Here is a 15,920-nt window from a genome sequence, read left to right on the forward strand (position 1 = left end):
GGCCTTCGCACTCGTTCGTCAGGGGATGACGAAGGGTGGGACGCACCGTGGCCCGGAAGCGTTCCCGCTTCCCCGTGACGGCGCGGGCCGGGAGGGGCGGCGCCTTCGGGGGCGCACGGGACGGGGCCGGGCCCGTTCTCGACGGACGCGGCCCCGCACCGGCCACAGGATCAGGGAACCGGACGTGCCCCACGTTCGGGGCGCCCGTGCTCACACGGTGTCCTGGTCCCCACCGTCACCTTGGCAGGAAGTCGTGGATGACGGCGATGACGTCGGACTCGGTCGCTGCTCCCTGGAGGAGGTAGACCGTGCCAAGGGCACCCGTCCAGGAGCGGTCGACCCCGCCGGTGTGCCCGGCCGCGCCGATGACCACGTCTCCGCCGGAGTGCCAGGTCCCCTCCCGCGTCACGCTTTCCTCCGGAAAAGTGTCGACGTAGAGGGTGAGAGTGCCGTCGGTGTGGTCGTAGGAGCCGGCCAGGTGAGTCCACTCCCCCGTCTCCGCCCGGGTGGAGGAGAGGGCACGGTGGACCTCACCGCCCTCGGCGTCCTCAGCGGCCACCTCGAAGGCCCACTTCCCCTGTTCGGCGTCGTAGCCCAGGGCGAAACCGCTGGTGTGCTCACCGCTCTGGGAGAGCGCGACGGCGTCGGCGCCGCCGTCGTCCAGCCGCACCCACGCCGAGGCGGTGAAGCTGCGGTCGGTGCGCACGGCCGCTCCGTCCGTGCGCAGGTGCTCCTGCTCGGCTCCGTCGAGGAGGACCGCGTGTGTGAAGAGCCAGTCGTTGAGCGCTCCGTTCCACGCCGTGGCGGGGTCGCCGTGCAGCGTCGCGTCGAGACCGTGGTCGGAGGAGTCCGTGGCGGCTTCACCACCGCTCTCGTCCAGCCGCCACAGCCCCTCCAGCGCGAGGGGCCGGCTGGCGGTCTCCCACACCTCCGACCTTCCGGTCAGGGTGAGACGCGAGTCCTCGTCGAGGAGGAGCCGGCTCCACACCTTCACGTCGTCGACCGCTCCCGGCCATCCCCGCGCGAAGGCGCCCTGGTCCTGGCCGCCGCCGATGACGAAGGGGCCCTCGGCGTTCCACGACGAGTCGCGGTCGGTACTTCCCTGGTGGACGCCGTCCACGTGCAGGGCGATCTCCCCTGCGGCCGGGTCGTACCATCCGGTCAGCTGGGTCCACACGCCCGCCTGGACGGGAGCGGTCGAGACCACGCGATGGTCGAACCCGCCTCCTGAGACGTCCTGGGAGGCCTGCTGGAACACCCAGGCCCCGTCGGAGGCGTCGTAGCCGAGCTGGAAACCGCTGAGGTGCTCACCGTCCTGGGAGACGGCCACGGCGTCGGTCCCGGTCTCGTCCAGGCGGACCCACGCCGACACGGTGAACACGGAGGAGGTGTCGACGACCGCCGCTTCGGTGCGCAGGTGCCCGGCCGCGGTGTCCGCGGCCGTTCCCTCCAGTCGGTAGCTGCTGCCCTGGTACTCCCCCACTCGGCCCCGGGTCCAACCGATGTCCCCGGTTCCCGTGGCGGCGCGGTCCTGTTCCATCACGTCCGAGGCGCTCGTCCCCGTGCCCTCGTCGAGGCGGAAGTAGGCGACGGGATCGGACAGCGGGGCGACCAGGAAGGAGTACACCAACTCGCAGCCCGAGGAGTTGCCGTAGGCGTCGACGCTTCTGGCGTGGATCGACCGGGGACCGTCGTTCTGCGGCGTGATCGAGACGGTGACCGGCCCGCCCGGCTCGTCGGGGCTCACCCGGGTGGTGCACGAGGCGCCGCCGCCGACGCTGTAGTAGTAGGCCACCGCGTCCTCCACCCCGTTGCCGGTGAAGGTGAAGTCACCCGCCTGTAGCGGAGCACCGTGGAAGCGGTCGTCGTCGGGATAGTCGTCGGAGGTCACCCGCGGCGGCGCCTCGGGCTTGCTGGTGCTGATCTCGATCCAGCACCAGTCGGACCACTCGCCCCCGGCCTGGCCGTCGTGGCCGCGCGCCCGGTAGCTGACCAGGACCTCCTCGGGCAGGTCCTTGGCGCTGGCCGACCGGGACCTGGGAGTGTCGTCCGGACGCTGCCAGGTGTAGGGAGACTCCGCGGTGCCGAGGGGTTGGTCGGCGCCGTCCAGACTCCACTCGAACTGGCCCTTGACCTCCTGGGACGCCGAGACGGCGTCGGGGTCGGCGAAGAGGCCGCTCAGGGTGAGCGTGGTGTCGTTGAGCAGGGTGGGGGCCTGCTTGTCCGTGGAACACGACTCGCCCCGCGCGGTGAGCGTTGCGGTGTCGGGCCGGTCCGGTGGACGGTTGTCGTCGGCGAGTGCCGGGGAGGGGAAGAGAAGCGGCACGACCAGTGCGGCTGCGGCCGCGGCCACCGTCGGACGGGTCAGGGGATGACGCATGAGGGGGATCGCCTGCCTAGTCGGTTCCCGTCTCGTGGACGGGCAGGATATGAATGGGAAAATCTATCTATTTGTTCGCATAGGTCACAAGTTTCTCTTTTCGTCCAAAAACGCGCACCCATGGTGACCTCGTCCTGAACACGGATGACCGGTTGTGGACACCGGGTTCCACGAACGCGGAACGGGGCCGGGCCCGTTCTCGACGGATCCTGACCCGGCAGGTGCCGCACACCCCGCCCTTTCGGACGAAGGGCGCGTCGGGACGGTAGCGCTGCACGGAGTCCAGCACGGAAACCCCCCGCGTCAGGGGGTGACGAAGGGTGGGACGCACCGTGGCCCGGAAGCGTTCCCGCTTCCCCGTGACGGCGCGGGCCGGCGGGGGCGGGGCACCCGGTGCGGGGCCGCGCCTCGGTCCTCCGTGTCCCCCACTCCCGCCCACGGATCTTGGTTAGCGTTAACATACGCCGCCCCCCATCAGGGGCCAGTGACGTCGAATCGTGTCGTCAAAGGAGTTGACGAGCAAAATGTTAGCGCTCACTATTATCACCACGTGACCCTGATCACCCCCCATCCAGCGGGTCACGATCGACATGGAGGACCCCCCGATGAAGAAGCTCCCCACGATCACGATGGCGCTCGTGCTGATGACGGCGACCGCCTGCGGCTCGGGCGACTCGTCCGGGTCGGACGACGGAACCATCACCATGGGTTTCTCCCAGGTCGGCGCCGAGAGCGGCTGGCGAACCGCCAACACCGAGTCCATCCAGCAGGCCGCGGAGGAGGCCGGAGTCGAACTGCAGTTCTCCGACGCCCAGCAGAAGCAGGAGAACCAGATCAGGGCCATCCGGTCCTACATCCAGCAGGACGTCGACGTCATCGCCTTCAGCCCGGTCGTGGAGACCGGTTGGGACGCGGTCCTGCTGGAGGTCCAGCGCGCCGACATCCCCGTGATCCTCACCGACCGGTCCATCGACTCCGCCGACGACTCCCTCTACGAGACCTTCCTCGGCTCCGACTTCGTCGAGGAGGGCCGCAAGGCCGGGCAGTGGCTGGTCGACAACGCCGAGGGCGAGGTGAACGTGGTGGAGCTTCAGGGCACCACCGGCGCCGCGCCCGCCATCGACCGCAAGGAGGGCTTCGAGGAGGCCATCGCCGGCTCCCCCGGCATCGAGGTCATCGCCACCCAGACCGGCGACTTCACCCGCTCGGGCGGCAAGGAGGTCATGGAGGCCTTCCTGCGCTCGCACGACGACATCGACGTCGTCTACGCGCACAACGACGACATGGGGCTCGGAGCCATCGAGGCGATCCGCGCCGCCGGCCTGGAGCCAGGCGAGGACATCCAGATCATCACGGTGGACGCCGTCGAGGCGGGCATGGAGGCCCTGGCCGCGGGCGAGATCAACTTCATCGTCGAGTGCAACCCGCTCCTGGGCGACCAGCTGATGGAACTCGCCGAGCAGGTCGTGGCGGGCGAGGAGGTCCCCAAGCGCGTGGTGGTGGAGGAGACCACCTTCACCCAGGAGGAGGCCGAGGCCGCCCTCCCGGACCGCCAGTACTAGAACCTCCGCCCCCGGCGCCCCGAACGGGTGCGCCGGGGACCGTCCACGACGACGAAAGCACTGGCCATGACCGATTCATCAGCGCGTTCGGCCGATCCGGTGGTCGACATGCGCGGTATCACCGTCGAGTTCCCGGGGGTACGGGCCCTCTCCGACGTCGACTTCCAACTGTTCCCGGGTGAGGTGCACGCCCTGATGGGCGAGAACGGGGCGGGCAAGTCCACCCTGATCAAGGCCCTCACCGGGGTGCACCGCCCGACCTCGGGCGAGATCCGCCTGCACGGCGAGCCCGTGGAGTTCACCGCCCCCGTGCGGGCCCAGAACGCCGGGATCAGCACCGTCTACCAGGAGGTCAACCTCTGCCCCAACCTGTCGGTGGCGGAGAACATCCTGCTGGGCCGCGAGCCGCGCCGCCTGGGCGCCATCGACGTGCGGGCCTGCCGGACCCGGGCCGCACGCCTGCTGGACCGCATCGGCCTGTCCATCGATCCCGGCTCCGCCCTGGGCAGCCATCCCATCGCCGTACAGCAACTGGTGGCCATCGCCCGGGCTCTGGCCGTGGACGCACGGGTCCTGGTCCTGGACGAGCCGACCTCCAGCCTCGACACCGACGAGGTCGCCGAGCTCTTCCGGATCATGCGCGTACTGCGCGACGAGGGGGTGGCGATCCTGTTCGTCTCCCACTTCCTGGAGCAGGTGTACGAGATCGCCGACCGGATGACCGTGTTGCGCAACGGCGCCCTGGTCGGTGAGTACCTGCCGGACCGGACCGGCCGTCTGGAGCTGGTCTCGGTGATGCTCGGCCGCGAGCTGGGCACCCTGGAGGAGGTCGAGCGCCGTTCCGGGGGACGCGACCCGGGCACCGCTCCGGTCCTGACCGCGCGCGGGCTGGGCCGGGCGGGGGCGATCGCCCCGTTCGACCTGGAGATCCACGCCGGCGAGGTGGTGGGCCTGGCCGGTCTGCTCGGCTCCGGGCGCACCGAGATGGTCCGGCTGCTGTTCGGGGCGGACCGCGCGAGCACCGGGACGCTCGGCGTCGACGGCCGGACCGTCCGGCCCCGCGGCCCGCGCTCGATGATCGCCCGGGGTGTGGCCCTGTGCTCGGAGGACCGCAAGGCCGAGGGGGTCGTCGCGGACCTGACCGTGCGCGACAACCTCACTCTGGCCCTACAGGCCGCACGCGGGTGGATGCGCCCGGTCCCCCGCCGCGTGGCCGACGCGCTGGTGAACGAGTACATCGAGAAGCTCGACATCCGCCCGGCCGATCCGGGCGCCCTCATGAGCGCCCTCTCCGGCGGCAACCAGCAGAAGGTCCTCCTGGCGCGTTGGCTGATCACCCGGCCCAGGCTGCTCATCCTCGACGAGCCCACGCGCGGCATCGACGTCGGCGCCAAGGTCCAGATCCAGAAGGTGGTGGCCGACCTGGCCGCCGAGGGCATGGCTGTGCTGTTCGTCAGCGCCGAACTGGAGGAGGTGGTCCGTGTGTCCGACCGGGTGGTGGTCCTGCGCGACCGGCGCAAGGTGACCGAGCTCGCCGGCGACGGGGTCACCGTGGACAAGGTGATGTCCGCCATCGCCGCGCACGGCGACCAGGACTCGGCGGTGGCCTCGTGATCCGGCACCACCTCTTCTGGCCGGTCGCCGCCCTCGTCGTCCTGCTCGTGGTCAACACCGTGTTCAACCCCTCGTTCCTGGAGATCGAACTCCAGGACGGACACCTGTACGGCGGTGTCATCGGCATCCTCCGCAACGGGGCGCCGACCCTGCTCATCGCCGTGGGGATGACCCTGGTGATCGCCACCCGGGGCATCGACCTGTCGGTGGGAGCGGTCGCGGCGATCGCCGGCGCCATCGCCTGCACCTGGATCGCCTCGGGCGGGGACGCGCTCACGGCCATGCTGCTGGCGCTGTGCGTGTGCGTCCTGCTCGGCCTGTGGAACGGCTTCCTCGTCTCGGTCCTGGGAATCCAGCCGATCATCGCGACCCTGGTGCTGATGACCGCCGGGCGCGGCGGGGCGATGCTCATCACCGAGGGCCAGATCATCACCGTGGACGACCCGCTCTACCGCCAGATCGGCGCGGGTTTCCTGGTCCTGCCGATCGCGATCCTCATCAGCCTGAGCGTGCTGCTGGCCGTCGCCGCGCTGACCCGGGGCACCGCCCTGGGCATGCTCGTGGAGTCGGTCGGCACCAATCCGAGGGCCAGCCGGCTGGCCGGGGTGAGCTCGCGCACCATCGTCTGGACGGTGTACGTGTTCGCCGGGCTGTGCGCCGGGGTGGCGGGCCTGATGATCAGCTCGAACGTCAACGCCGCCGACGCCAACAACGCGGGCCTGTGGATCGAGATGGACGCGATCCTGGCCGTGGTCATCGGCGGCACCTCGCTGGCCGGCGGCCGGTACTCGCTCGCCGGAACCCTGGTGGGCGCCCTGGTGATCCAGACGCTGACCACCACCGTCTACAGCATCGGTGTCCCGCCCGACGCCATCCTGGTGTTCAAGGCGGTCGTGGTGATCGCCGTGTGCCTGCTGCAGTCCCCACGCACGTCCGAGTTGTTCGGGTCCCGCCGCAGGGCCGGACCCGCCAGGACCCGCACCCCGGAGGTGAGCGCCGTATGAACGTCCTGGACGTCAGACGCGTGCGAGACCGTGTCGAGCGCGTACCCCGGCGCTTCCTGCCGGTCATCGCCACGTTCGTGGTGTTCGTGCTGGTCTTCGGCACCGGGTTGGTGCGCTACGACAACTTCGGCTCGCCCCAGGTCCTGGTCAACCTGTTCGTGGACAACGCCTTCCTCATCGTGCTCGCGGTGGGTATGACCTTCGTGATCCTGACCGGCGGTATCGACCTGTCGGTGGGCGCGGTGGCGGCGCTGTCCACCATGATCGCCGCGTCCACGCTGGAGGCCGGATGGCCTCCGCTGCTCTCGGTGCTGGCCGTGCTCGCCACGGGCACCACGCTCGGCCTGCTGATGGGGCTGGTCATCCACTTCTTCGACGTGCAGCCCTTCATCGTCACCCTCGCGGGCATGTTCCTCGCCCGCGGGCTGTGCTTCCTCATCAGCGTCGAGTCGATCTCCATCACCGACCCCGCCTTCCGGTCCCTGGCGACCGGGACCATCTCACTGGCGGACGGGGTGACCCTGACCTACAGCACCCTGATCGCCCTGGCCGTGGTCCTGGTCGCGGTGTACGTCCTGCACCTGACCCGGTTCGGGCGCACGGTGTACGCGGTGGGCGGCAGTGAGTCCTCGGCCCGCCTGATGGGCCTGCCCACCGGCCGGGTCCGGGTGGGGGTCTACGCGGTGAGCGGGTTCTGCTCGGCCCTGGGCGGCCTGCTGTTCAGCCTGTACATGCTCTCCGGCTACGGCCTGCACGCGGTCGGCATGGAGCTGGACGTGATCGCCGCGGTGGTGATCGGCGGGACCCTGCTGACCGGCGGGGTGGGCTACGTCGCCGGTTCCGTGGTCGGTGTGCTGGTACTCGGCACCGTGCAGACCCTGATCTCCTTCGAGGGCACCCTCAGCTCCTGGTGGACCAAGATCTTCATCGGGGCACTGCTGCTGGCCTTCGTCATCTGCCAGCGGCTCATGGTGCGCAGGGCCGCCTGACCGCCCCACCGGTCCGGCCCGTCCCGCGTGGGTCGGACCGGTCGGGCGCCCGACAGCGGTGATCTTGCTCCCAGTGGCACCGTCGGCGGTCGAGAGTGCCGCCAGGAGCAAGATCATCCGGAGTGGGAGCACTCCAGTCACACCGGCAACGTATCCGGCCAGCCGCTAACCGCGTTGGGGCAGGGTGCGGCTGCGCCCGCGGAACTCGGCGACGACCTCCTCGCCCCGGCGCACCGTGACGTCGTACAGGCCGCTGCGGCCGAACAGCGTCCGCTCCCGGGCGGTGGCCACCAGCAGGTCGCCCTCGTGGGCCGCGGCCACGAACGTCACGTCCGCCCCGGAGGCCACCGTCACCCCCTGCCCGTCCACGTTGCACGCGCACGCGAACGCGGTGTCGGCCAGGGTGAACACGAACCCGCCGTGGGCGATGCCGTGTCCGTTGACCATCAGGGGGCCCACGGTCATCTCCACGACCGCCAGGCCGTCGGTGGCCTCCACCAGCCGCATTCCGAGGTTCTTGGACGCCCGGTCGGCCTCGAACATCCGCCAGGCGGCCTCGTTGCGCCCGCTCACGAGTCGAAGTCCACGGTCACGGTGTCGGTCTGGGGCAGCGACTGGCAGGACAGGGCGTACCCCGCCTCCACCTCGGCGTCGGTGAGCGCGTAGTTGCGCCGCATCCGCACCTCGCCCTCGCAGACCCTGACCCGGCAGGTGCCGCACACCCCGCCCTTGCAGGCGAAGGGCGCGTCGGGACGGTAGCGCTGCACGGAGTCCAGCACGGGAACCCCCCGCGGCAGGGTCAGGGTGGTGGTGCGCCCGTCCAGGACGACGGTGACCTCGCTGGAGGGCCCCTCCACCCCGGGCTCCTCGTGGCGCGCCTGGGGCGGCGGCTCGGCGCCCTCCACGAAGAACAGCTCCTGGTGCACCCGCTCGCCGGGCACGTTCCGGCGGGCCAGCACCTCCCGGGCGTCGGTGACCATGCCGTAGGGCCCGCACAGCCACCAGTGGTCCACGGCGTCGGCGGCCACGACGGTGTCCAGCAGCGCCTCCATCTTGGCGCCGTCCAGGCGGCCGGTGAACAGCTCGGCCTCGCGCGGCTCCCGGGAGAGCACGTGGATCAGCTCGAAGCGCGCCCCGAAGGCGTCCTTGAGGTCGGCGATCTCGTCGGCGAACATCACCGTGTCACTGCGGCGGTTGCCGTAGAGCAGGGTGACGTGGGAGTCGGTGCGGCGCAACAGCGAGGACGCCATGGACAGCACCGGGGTGATCCCGGATCCGGCGGCGACCATCACGTGGCGGGCGGCGGTGCCCAGGTCGGGGACGAAGCGGCCGGTGGGCGCGCCCACCTCGACCTCGTCGCCCGGCCGGACCTCGTCGACCAGCCAGCTGGAAAACAGGCCGCCGGAGACCAGGCGCACGCCCACGCGGGGGGCCTGGCCGACGGGGGCGCACACGGAGTAGCTGCGCCGCTCCTCCACCCCGTCCACCTCGCGGCGCAGGGTCAGCGACTGCCCGGGGGCGAACGCGAACTCCTCGGCCAGGTGGTCGGGGACGTCGAAGGTGACGGCGACGGCGTCGTCGCACAGGCGCTCGACGGCGGCCACGCGCAGCCGGTGGAACGCGCCTCGGCGGCGCGCGGCCCCGGACGCGGTCTCGGTGACGGGTGTGGTCACGGTCAGATCTCCTTGACGTGCTCGAAGGGTTCGAGGCAGGACCGGCAGCGGTGCAGTGACTTGCAGGAGGTCGCGCCGAAGCGGGACAGCTCCTCGGTCCGGTCCGACCCGCACAGCGGGCAGTGCGGGACGGTACGGGTGGGCAGCAGGGTCAGCGGGACGGGACCGGCCGCGCGCGGGGGCGCGCTCCCGGGAGGGGATATGCCGTGTTCGGCGAGTTTGCGCCTGCCCTCCTCGGTGATCCAGTCGGTGGTCCAGGGCGGGGACAGCTCGGTGCGCACCTCCACCCGGTCGAACCCGGCGGCGCGCACGGCGCGGTCCACGTCCGCGCGCATCTCGGCCAGGGCGGGGCACCCCGAGTAGGTGGGGGTGATCCACACCACGGCGGTGCCGTCGGCCCCGGCCTCCACCCGGCGCAGGATGCCCAGGTCGGCCAGGGTGAGCATGGGCAGTTCGGGGTCGGTCACCGCGGCGGCCGCCGCACGGGCGCGCTCGCGGGCCTCCTCGCGAGTCGTGGTCACCATGTCGCCTCCGGGTGTTCGCGGGCCACCTTCTGGAGTTCGTCCAGCAGGGGGGCGAGTTCTGCGGTGTGCCTGCCCTCGCGTCCGGCCACGGCCGCCTCGGGGAAGGGCGCGGGGGCGTCCAGGCGCGCGGTGGTGAGCACCTGGGTCAGGACGGCGTGCACCTCCTCGCGCGTGGCGGCCGGGTCCACGCCCACTCCCTGGTCGGCCACTCGGGCCTCCACGGGGTGGGTGGCGAACAGCTCTCCGGTGAGCGGCCACACGTCGGCGACGGCGACGGCCGTGCGCTCGTGCGAGTAGGGGGTGCCGTCGCCCAGGCGCAGGGTCCAGGAGAGGGCGTACTCGCGGTGGTAGGCGAGTTCGTTGACGGCCTTGGCGGCGATGGCGGCGAGCACGGGGTCGCGGCTGTCGGCCAGGCGGGTGAACACGGCCAGGCGCGCGCTGGAGAGCACCAGCAGGGTGACCACCGCGCGGGCGAAGTCACCCCGGGGCATCTCGGTCAGGCGGACGTTGCGGAACTCGGCGGGGCCGCGCCGGTAGGCGAAGTCGTCCTCGTCGCGTCCGGTGCCGTCGGCCTGTCCGGCGCGGGCCAGCAGCAGGCGGGCCTGGCCGAGCAGGTCCAGGGCGATGTTGGCCAGCGCGACCTCCTCCTCCAGCTCGGGTGCGTCGGTGACCCAGTGGATGAGCCGCTGGGCCTGCACGAGCGCGTCGTCGCCGAGCATCTGGCAGTACAGCGCCAGGTCCTGGCCGTCCACCCCCTCGGGCAGGGTGGTGTCCACCCCGGCGAGGGCGTCGGTGAAGCCGGTCCCGAAGGCCCAGCGGGTGTCGCCGCCGTGCTCCTCGCTCAGGGCCGAATAGATGTGGTCGCCACTCATGGGTTGTTTCCTTAGTCCCTCGTGTTCGCGCTGGTCCCACCACCGCGTTCTTCTGGGGCTCCGCTCCGCTTCGCCCCGTGTTCAGACGCCTCAAAGGCGGGAACCTTCGGATCCTCCAGAACCCCGTCGGCGCCCGAACCACACCCCCCGGGGGGGGCTGAGCGGTGCCCATGGCACATGTCCTAGATGTGCGGGACGTCCTCGGGGATGGGGTAGAACGTCGGGTGCCGGTAGACCTTGTCACCGCTGGGCGCGAAGAAGGGGTCCTTCTCGTCGGGGCTGGAGGCGGCGATGTGTTCGGCCCGCACCACCCAGATGCTCACGCCCTCGTTGCGGCGGGTGTAGAGGTTGCGGGCGTTGTGCAGCGCCATGGTGTCGTCCGGGGCGTGCAGGGAGCCCACGTGGACGTGGTTGAGGCCGCGCTTGCCGCGCACGAAGACCTCGTAGAGCGGCCACTCGGGACGTGCCGCCCCGGAGCCGGATCCGCCGGTGTCCTTGCTCATGCCGCGGCCTCCTTGGCGCTGTGCTTGTCGGCGTAGGCGGTGGCGGCCTCGCGGACCCACGCGCCCTTCTCGTGTGCGGCCCTGCGCCGCTCGACGCGCTCGGCGTTCTTGGGGCCGGCGCCGGAGATGACCTGTTTGAACTCGGTCCAGTCGGGCTCGCCGAAGTCGTAGTGGCCCCGCTCCCCGTTCCAGGCCAGCTCGGGGTCGGGCAGGGTGACGCCCAGCTTCTCGGCCTGGGGGACGGTCATGTCGACGAACTTCTGGCGCAGGTCGTCGTTGGTGTCGCGCTTGATGCGCCAGGCCATGGACTGCTGGGTGTTGGGCGACTCGGCGTCGGGCGGGCCGAACATCATCAGCGACGGCCACCACCAGCGGTCCACGGAGTCCTGGACCATGCGGCGCTGGTCCTCGGTGCCCTCCATCATGCGCATGAGGAGCTCGTAGCCCTGGCGCTGGTGGAAGGACTCCTCCTTGCAGATGCGCACCATGGCGCGGGCGTAGGGGCCGAAGGAGCTGCGGCACAGCGGGACCTGGTTGCAGATGGCGGCGCCGTCCACGAGCCAGCCGATGACGCCGACGTCGGCGAAGGTCAGCGAGGGGTAGTTGAAGATCGAGGAGTACTTCTGGCGGCCCTCGATGAGGCGCTGGGTCAGGTCGGCGCGGTCCACGCCCAGGGTCTCGGCGGCCGCGTACAGGTACAGGCCGTGCCCCGCCTCGTCCTGGACCTTGGCCAGCAGGATGGCCTTGCGGCGCAGGCTGGGCGCGGAGGCGATCCAGTCGCCCTCGGGCTGCATGCCGATGATCTCCGAGTGCGCGTGCTGGGAGACCTGGCGCACGAGCGTCTTGCGGTAGCCCTCGGGCATCCAGTCGCGCGGTTCGACGCGCTGGTCGGCTGCGACCTTGGCGTCGAACTCCGCCTGCAGGTCCAGGTCGGCGCCGGGGGGCGCCTGGGCCGTCTGCGTGGTCATTGGCTTCTTCCCCATTCATAACCGAACGTTCGGTCAGTAATTAGTATCCCCGGAATCCCCCGCACGGGCAAGTCCCCGGGCGGGGGAGGAGGGGACCGGCTCAGCCGCCGGTGAAGGTCGGCTTCTCCTTGTTCAGGAAGGCGCGGACCGCACCCACGTGGTCGGCCGTCTGCCCCAGCTGGTTCTGCAGGTCGGCCTCCTCCTCCAGGAGCTCGGGCAGCTCGCGACCGCCCTGGGCCGCCGCGCGCACCTCGCGCTTGGCCGCCACGAACGCGCCGGTGGGGCCCGACGCCAGTTGCAGGGCCGTCTCGCGGGCGCGCTCGGCCCAGGCGTCGTCGTCCACGACCTCGGTGACCAGGCCCAGCTCCAGGGCGCGCTCGGCGCCGAAGACCGTGCTCAGCAGCATCAGCTCCATGGCACGCGCCTGTCCCAGAGCGGTCACCAGGCGGTAGGCCAGCCCCGAGTCCGAGGCAAGGCCGATCCCGGTGAAGGCGGTGCCGAACTTGGCCCGGCGCGCCGCGACGCGCACGTCGCCGGCCAGCGCGAAGCCCAGCCCCGCGCCCACGCACGCGCCGCCGATACCGACCACGACCGGCACCTGGATGTCCTCCAGTGCCAGCACGATGCGGTTGTAGTGCTCGCGCACGGTGCCCAGGGCGTCCTGCGGCTCCTCCTCCAGGATCCGCGCGTGCTCGCCCAGGTCCTGGCCCACGCAGAAGGCCTTGTCCGAGCCCAGCAGCAGCACGGCGCGGGCGGTGGTGGACTCCGCGGCCCGGCGCAGCGCGTCCAGCAGCTCCTCCTTGACCCGCCGGGTCAGGCCGGGCGTGTTCAGCCGCACCGTGGCCAGCCCGTCGGCCTCACTGAACTCCGCCGCCTTCGGGGCCCGCTGGTCGGCCGCCGTGTCCTCGCTCAACTCTCTACCTCTCCTCGTCCCAGGTGTGGAATCCCTGGCCGCTCTTGCGGCCCAGCCTTCCCTCGGCGACCATACGTCGCAGCAGCTCCGGAGGGGTGAACCGGTCCCCCAGTTCGGCCGCCAGGTACTCGGCGATGGCCAGGCGCACGTCCAACCCCACCAGGTCGGTCAGGCGCAGCGGGCCCATGGGGTGGCGGTAGCCCAACTCCATGGCGGTGTCGATGTCGGCGGGCGAGGCGACGCCCTCCTCCACCATGCGGATGGCCTCCAGACCCAGCGTGACACCCAGGCGGCTGGTGGCGAACCCGGGGGCGTCCCTGACCACGATCTCGGTCTTGCCCAGGGCGCCGACCCAGCTGCGCACCGACGCCACGACCCCGTCGTCGGTCTCGGGGGCGACCACCAGCTCCACGAGCTTGGAGGCGGGCACCGGGTTGAAGAAGTGCGTGCCCAGGAAGCGCCGGGGGTGCTTGAGGGCGGCGGCCAGCTCGGCGACCGACAGCGAGCTGGTGTTGGAGGCCAGGACGGTGTCCTCGCCGACGGCGGCCTCGGCGGCGGTGAGCACCGCGATCTTCAGTTCGGGCTTCTCCGGCACGGCCTCCACGACCAGCCCCGCGTCGGCGGGGATGTCGGCGGTGTCGGTGACCGTGCCCAGCCGGGCCAGGTAGGAGGCGGGGTCGGCGTCGATCCTGCCGCGCCGGGCGGCCTTGTCCAGGTCGGCCGACACCCGGGCGCGACCGGCCTCGGCCGCCTCGCCGGTGGCCTCGACCAGCACCACGTCCGCACCGCAGGTGAGGAACTGCTGGACGATCCCGGCCCCCATCGTGCCGCCGCCGATGACGGCGACGGTGGCGGGAACGCCCTGCTCGGCGGGGCCGTGCTCGGTGGGGCTCAACGCTTCTTCCTCTCCAGGAAACGGGTCATCCGGTCGTGCTTGTCGGCGCTCTCGAACAGCACCGCCTGGGCCAGGTCGTCGGCCAGCGGGTGCGGGCCGTCGGCGTCCAGGACCATCTTGGTCATGCGCAGGGCCGGCGCGGAGGAGGCGGCCATGCGGTCGATCAGGGCGTGGGCGCGCTCGCGCAGCTCATCGGAGGGCACGATCTCGGCGGCCAGGCCGTGGCGCAGCGCGGCCTCGGCGTCCAGGCGGTAGCCGCCCAGCAGCACCTGCTTGGCGACCGAGGCCCCGACCAGCTCCCGCAGCCGCCAGCACGCGCCCGCTCCGGCGATGATGCCCAGGCCCGGCTCGGGCTGGGCGAACACGGCGGTGGGGGTGACGACGCGGATGTCGCAGGCGTAGGACAGCTCGGCGCCGCCGCCCAGCGCGTAGCCGTCCACGGCCGCCACGGTGGGCGTCCGGAGGCGGTGCAGGCGTTCGAACAGGCGGCTGTTGATCCCGGCCAGCGCCTCCTCGCGGCCGCGTTCGCGCAGCTCGGAGATGTCGGCACCGCCCGCGAACACGGTGCCGTGTCCGGTGAGCAGCAGCGGCCTGGGGGCGGCCTCGATCCGCTCGCACACCCGGTGCAGTTCGGCGATCATCCGTCCGTTGATGGCGTTGCGTGCCTCGGGGCGGTGCAGTTCCACCACCACGCGGTCCTCGCGCCAGTCGACGTTCAGCGTGGTGAACTCTTCGGTGTCGCGGTGTTCGGCGTCGGGGTACCCGGTCACGGGCGCTCCACCAGAAGCGCGGTGCCCTGTCCGACGCCCACGCACAGGGTGGCCAGGCCCCGGGCGGCGTCCTCGCGCTCCATGCGGTTGAGCAGCGTGACCAGGATGCGCGCACCCGAGCTGCCCAGCGGGTGGCCCAGCGCGATGGCGCCGCCGTCGGCGTTGACGCGGGCCTCGTCCAGCTTGAGCCGGCGCATCACTGCCAGGGACTGGGCGGCGAAGGCCTCGTTGAGCTCCACGGCGCCGATCCCGTCCAGGTCCCACCCCGCGCGGTCGAGCACCTTGCGGGTGGCCGGGACGGGTCCCAGGCCCATGACCTGCGGGGCCACACCCGCCGAGGCGGAGGCCACCACGCGGGCGCGGGGGGTCAGGCCGTGGCGGCGCACGGCCTCGGCGCTGGCCAGCACCAGGGCCGAGGCGCCGTCGGAGAGCGAGGAGGAGTTGCCCGCGGTGACGATGCCGCCCTCGCGAAAGACCGGGCGCAGCCTGCCCAGGCTCTCCATGGTCGAGTCCGGGCGCGGGCCCTCGTCGGCGGTGACCTCGTGGGTCCGGCCCTTGCGGCCGTGCACGGTGACCGGGACGGTCTCGGCGTCGAAGCGGCCCGCCTCGGCGGCCGCGACCGCGCGCTCGTGGCTGCGCAGGGCGAAGGCGTCGCACTCCTGCCGGGTGAGGCCCTCCAGGCGCGCGACCTCCTCGGCCGTCTCCCCCATCGACAGGGTGTAGCGCAGCTCGTCGGGGGAGGCGTCGGCCGGAGCCTGGGCGTCGGCCTTCGCGAAACGCGGGTTGGTGAAGCGCCATCCCAGGGAGGTGTCGGCGACCTCGCCCGGCTTGGCCCAGGGGGTGCCGGGCTTGGCCATCACCCAGGGGGCGCGGGTCATGGACTCCACGCCACCCGCGACCACCACGTCGACCTCGCCCGAGCGGATGGCCTGGGCGGCCGAGGACACGGCGGTCAGGCCGCTGGCGCACAGCCGGTTGACGGTGTAGCCGGGAACGCTCGGGTCGAGCCCGGCCAGCAGCACCGCCATGCGGGCCACGTTGCGGTTGTCCTCACCGGCCTGGTTGGCCGCGCCGAGGATGACCTCGTCCACGACGTCGCCGGGAACGCCCGCACGGCGGACCACCTCGGCCACGGCCGTGGCGGCCAGGTCGTCGGGGCGCACTGCTGCCAGGGCACCGCCGTAGCGGCCCTGGGGGGTTCGCACCCCGTCGACCAAGTAGACCTCGTTCACGTGCGGCCTCCCATGTTAACG

Annotated in this window: 15 protein-coding genes; 4 read left to right on the top strand and 11 right to left on the bottom strand. The window is 71.8% G+C overall.

Translation table 11 applies throughout. The annotated features are described in order from the left end of the window. Window positions 1–235: 235 nt before the first annotated feature. Entirely contained in the window at window positions 236–2,380 is a 2,145-nt protein-coding gene (locus NOSIN_RS10285) for a LamG domain-containing protein (RefSeq protein WP_077690517.1), read from the bottom strand. Window positions 2,381–2,985: 605 nt separating this feature from the next. On the opposite strand from NOSIN_RS10285, the gene NOSIN_RS10290 reads away from it, so the two are divergent. From NOSIN_RS10290 to yjfF, 4 genes are all read left to right on the top strand, one after another. Further along, complete coding sequence (locus NOSIN_RS10290) at window positions 2,986–3,942, top strand: ABC transporter substrate-binding protein (RefSeq protein WP_077690518.1); 957 nt, start codon at window positions 2,986–2,988, stop codon at window positions 3,940–3,942. 66 nt (window positions 3,943–4,008) lie between these two features. Next, window positions 4,009–5,556 (top strand): sugar ABC transporter ATP-binding protein, encoded by a 1,548-nt coding sequence (locus tag NOSIN_RS10295; RefSeq protein WP_077690519.1) that lies wholly within the window; start codon window positions 4,009–4,011, stop codon window positions 5,554–5,556. Beyond that, window positions 5,553–6,560: an ABC transporter permease gene (locus tag NOSIN_RS10300; RefSeq protein WP_077690520.1), complete on the top strand. Its 1,008-nt coding sequence runs from the start codon at window positions 5,553–5,555 to the stop codon at window positions 6,558–6,560. Before NOSIN_RS10295 ends, NOSIN_RS10300 begins: the two co-directional genes overlap by 4 nt. Continuing rightward, window positions 6,557–7,549: a galactofuranose ABC transporter, permease protein YjfF gene (gene yjfF / locus NOSIN_RS10305; RefSeq protein WP_077690521.1), complete on the top strand. Its 993-nt coding sequence runs from the start codon at window positions 6,557–6,559 to the stop codon at window positions 7,547–7,549. The genes NOSIN_RS10300 and yjfF overlap by 4 nt, the downstream gene beginning before the upstream one ends. Before the next feature lie 165 nt (window positions 7,550–7,714). On the opposite strand, the gene paaI is transcribed toward yjfF, so the two are convergent. The 10 genes from paaI to NOSIN_RS10355 form a co-directional block, all read right to left on the bottom strand. Continuing rightward, a complete protein-coding gene (paaI, locus tag NOSIN_RS10310; RefSeq protein ID WP_077690522.1) occupies window positions 7,715–8,122 on the bottom strand; it encodes a hydroxyphenylacetyl-CoA thioesterase PaaI in 408 nt (135 codons plus the stop codon). After that, window positions 8,119–9,222 (bottom strand): 1,2-phenylacetyl-CoA epoxidase subunit PaaE, encoded by a 1,104-nt coding sequence (gene paaE / locus NOSIN_RS10315; RefSeq protein ID WP_077690523.1) that lies wholly within the window; start codon window positions 9,220–9,222, stop codon window positions 8,119–8,121. The genes paaI and paaE overlap by 4 nt, the downstream gene beginning before the upstream one ends. Before the next feature lie 2 nt (window positions 9,223–9,224). Beyond that, complete coding sequence (paaD, locus tag NOSIN_RS10320; RefSeq protein WP_077690524.1) at window positions 9,225–9,746, bottom strand: 1,2-phenylacetyl-CoA epoxidase subunit PaaD; 522 nt, start codon at window positions 9,744–9,746, stop codon at window positions 9,225–9,227. Next, window positions 9,740–10,618 carry a 1,2-phenylacetyl-CoA epoxidase subunit PaaC gene (gene paaC / locus NOSIN_RS10325; RefSeq protein ID WP_077690525.1) on the bottom strand — a complete coding sequence of 293 codons (879 nt, stop codon included), beginning with the start codon at window positions 10,616–10,618 and terminating at the stop codon, window positions 9,740–9,742. Before paaC ends, paaD begins: the two co-directional genes overlap by 7 nt. A 182-nt stretch (window positions 10,619–10,800) precedes the next feature. Continuing rightward, on the bottom strand, window positions 10,801–11,121 hold the full coding sequence (gene paaB / locus NOSIN_RS10330) for a 1,2-phenylacetyl-CoA epoxidase subunit PaaB (protein WP_077690526.1): 321 nt from the start codon (window positions 11,119–11,121) through the stop codon (window positions 10,801–10,803). Further along, window positions 11,118–12,089: a 1,2-phenylacetyl-CoA epoxidase subunit PaaA gene (gene paaA / locus NOSIN_RS10335; protein WP_077690527.1), complete on the bottom strand. Its 972-nt coding sequence runs from the start codon at window positions 12,087–12,089 to the stop codon at window positions 11,118–11,120. The genes paaB and paaA overlap by 4 nt, the downstream gene beginning before the upstream one ends. A 100-nt stretch (window positions 12,090–12,189) precedes the next feature. Further along, complete coding sequence (locus tag NOSIN_RS10340; RefSeq protein ID WP_077690528.1) at window positions 12,190–13,002, bottom strand: enoyl-CoA hydratase/isomerase family protein; 813 nt, start codon at window positions 13,000–13,002, stop codon at window positions 12,190–12,192. A gap of 4 nt (window positions 13,003–13,006) precedes the next feature. Further along, window positions 13,007–13,897 carry a 3-hydroxyacyl-CoA dehydrogenase family protein gene (locus NOSIN_RS10345; RefSeq protein ID WP_077690529.1) on the bottom strand — a complete coding sequence of 297 codons (891 nt, stop codon included), beginning with the start codon at window positions 13,895–13,897 and terminating at the stop codon, window positions 13,007–13,009. Further along, window positions 13,894–14,667 (bottom strand): enoyl-CoA hydratase/isomerase family protein, encoded by a 774-nt coding sequence (locus NOSIN_RS10350; protein WP_077690530.1) that lies wholly within the window; start codon window positions 14,665–14,667, stop codon window positions 13,894–13,896. Before NOSIN_RS10350 ends, NOSIN_RS10345 begins: the two co-directional genes overlap by 4 nt. After that, the gene (locus NOSIN_RS10355) at window positions 14,664–15,899 is read right to left on the bottom strand and encodes a thiolase family protein (protein WP_077690531.1); all 1,236 of its coding nucleotides are present in this window, start codon (window positions 15,897–15,899) and stop codon (window positions 14,664–14,666) included. The genes NOSIN_RS10350 and NOSIN_RS10355 overlap by 4 nt, the downstream gene beginning before the upstream one ends. Window positions 15,900–15,920: the final 21 nt, after the last annotated feature.

The organism is Nocardiopsis sinuspersici (genome assembly GCF_001998325.1).
GTDB classification, from domain to species: domain Bacteria; phylum Actinomycetota; class Actinomycetes; order Streptosporangiales; family Streptosporangiaceae; genus Nocardiopsis; species Nocardiopsis sinuspersici.

Bases quoted from the DNA above. Each gene is read 5' to 3' on its own strand.
- NOSIN_RS10285 (WP_077690517.1), bottom strand. From the start codon at position 2,380: ATGCGTCATCCCCTGACCCGTCCGACGGTGGCCGCGGCCGCAGCCGCA.
- NOSIN_RS10290 (WP_077690518.1), top strand. From the start codon at position 2,986: ATGAAGAAGCTCCCCACGATCACGATGGCGCTCGTGCTGATGACGGCG.
- NOSIN_RS10295 (WP_077690519.1), top strand. From the start codon at position 4,009: ATGACCGATTCATCAGCGCGTTCGGCCGATCCGGTGGTCGACATGCGC.
- yjfF (WP_077690521.1), top strand. From the start codon at position 6,557: ATGAACGTCCTGGACGTCAGACGCGTGCGAGACCGTGTCGAGCGCGTA.
- paaD (WP_077690524.1), bottom strand. From the start codon at position 9,746: ATGGTGACCACGACTCGCGAGGAGGCCCGCGAGCGCGCCCGTGCGGCG.
- paaC (WP_077690525.1), bottom strand. From the start codon at position 10,618: ATGAGTGGCGACCACATCTATTCGGCCCTGAGCGAGGAGCACGGCGGC.
- paaB (WP_077690526.1), bottom strand. From the start codon at position 11,121: ATGAGCAAGGACACCGGCGGATCCGGCTCCGGGGCGGCACGTCCCGAG.
- paaA (WP_077690527.1), bottom strand. From the start codon at position 12,089: ATGACCACGCAGACGGCCCAGGCGCCCCCCGGCGCCGACCTGGACCTG.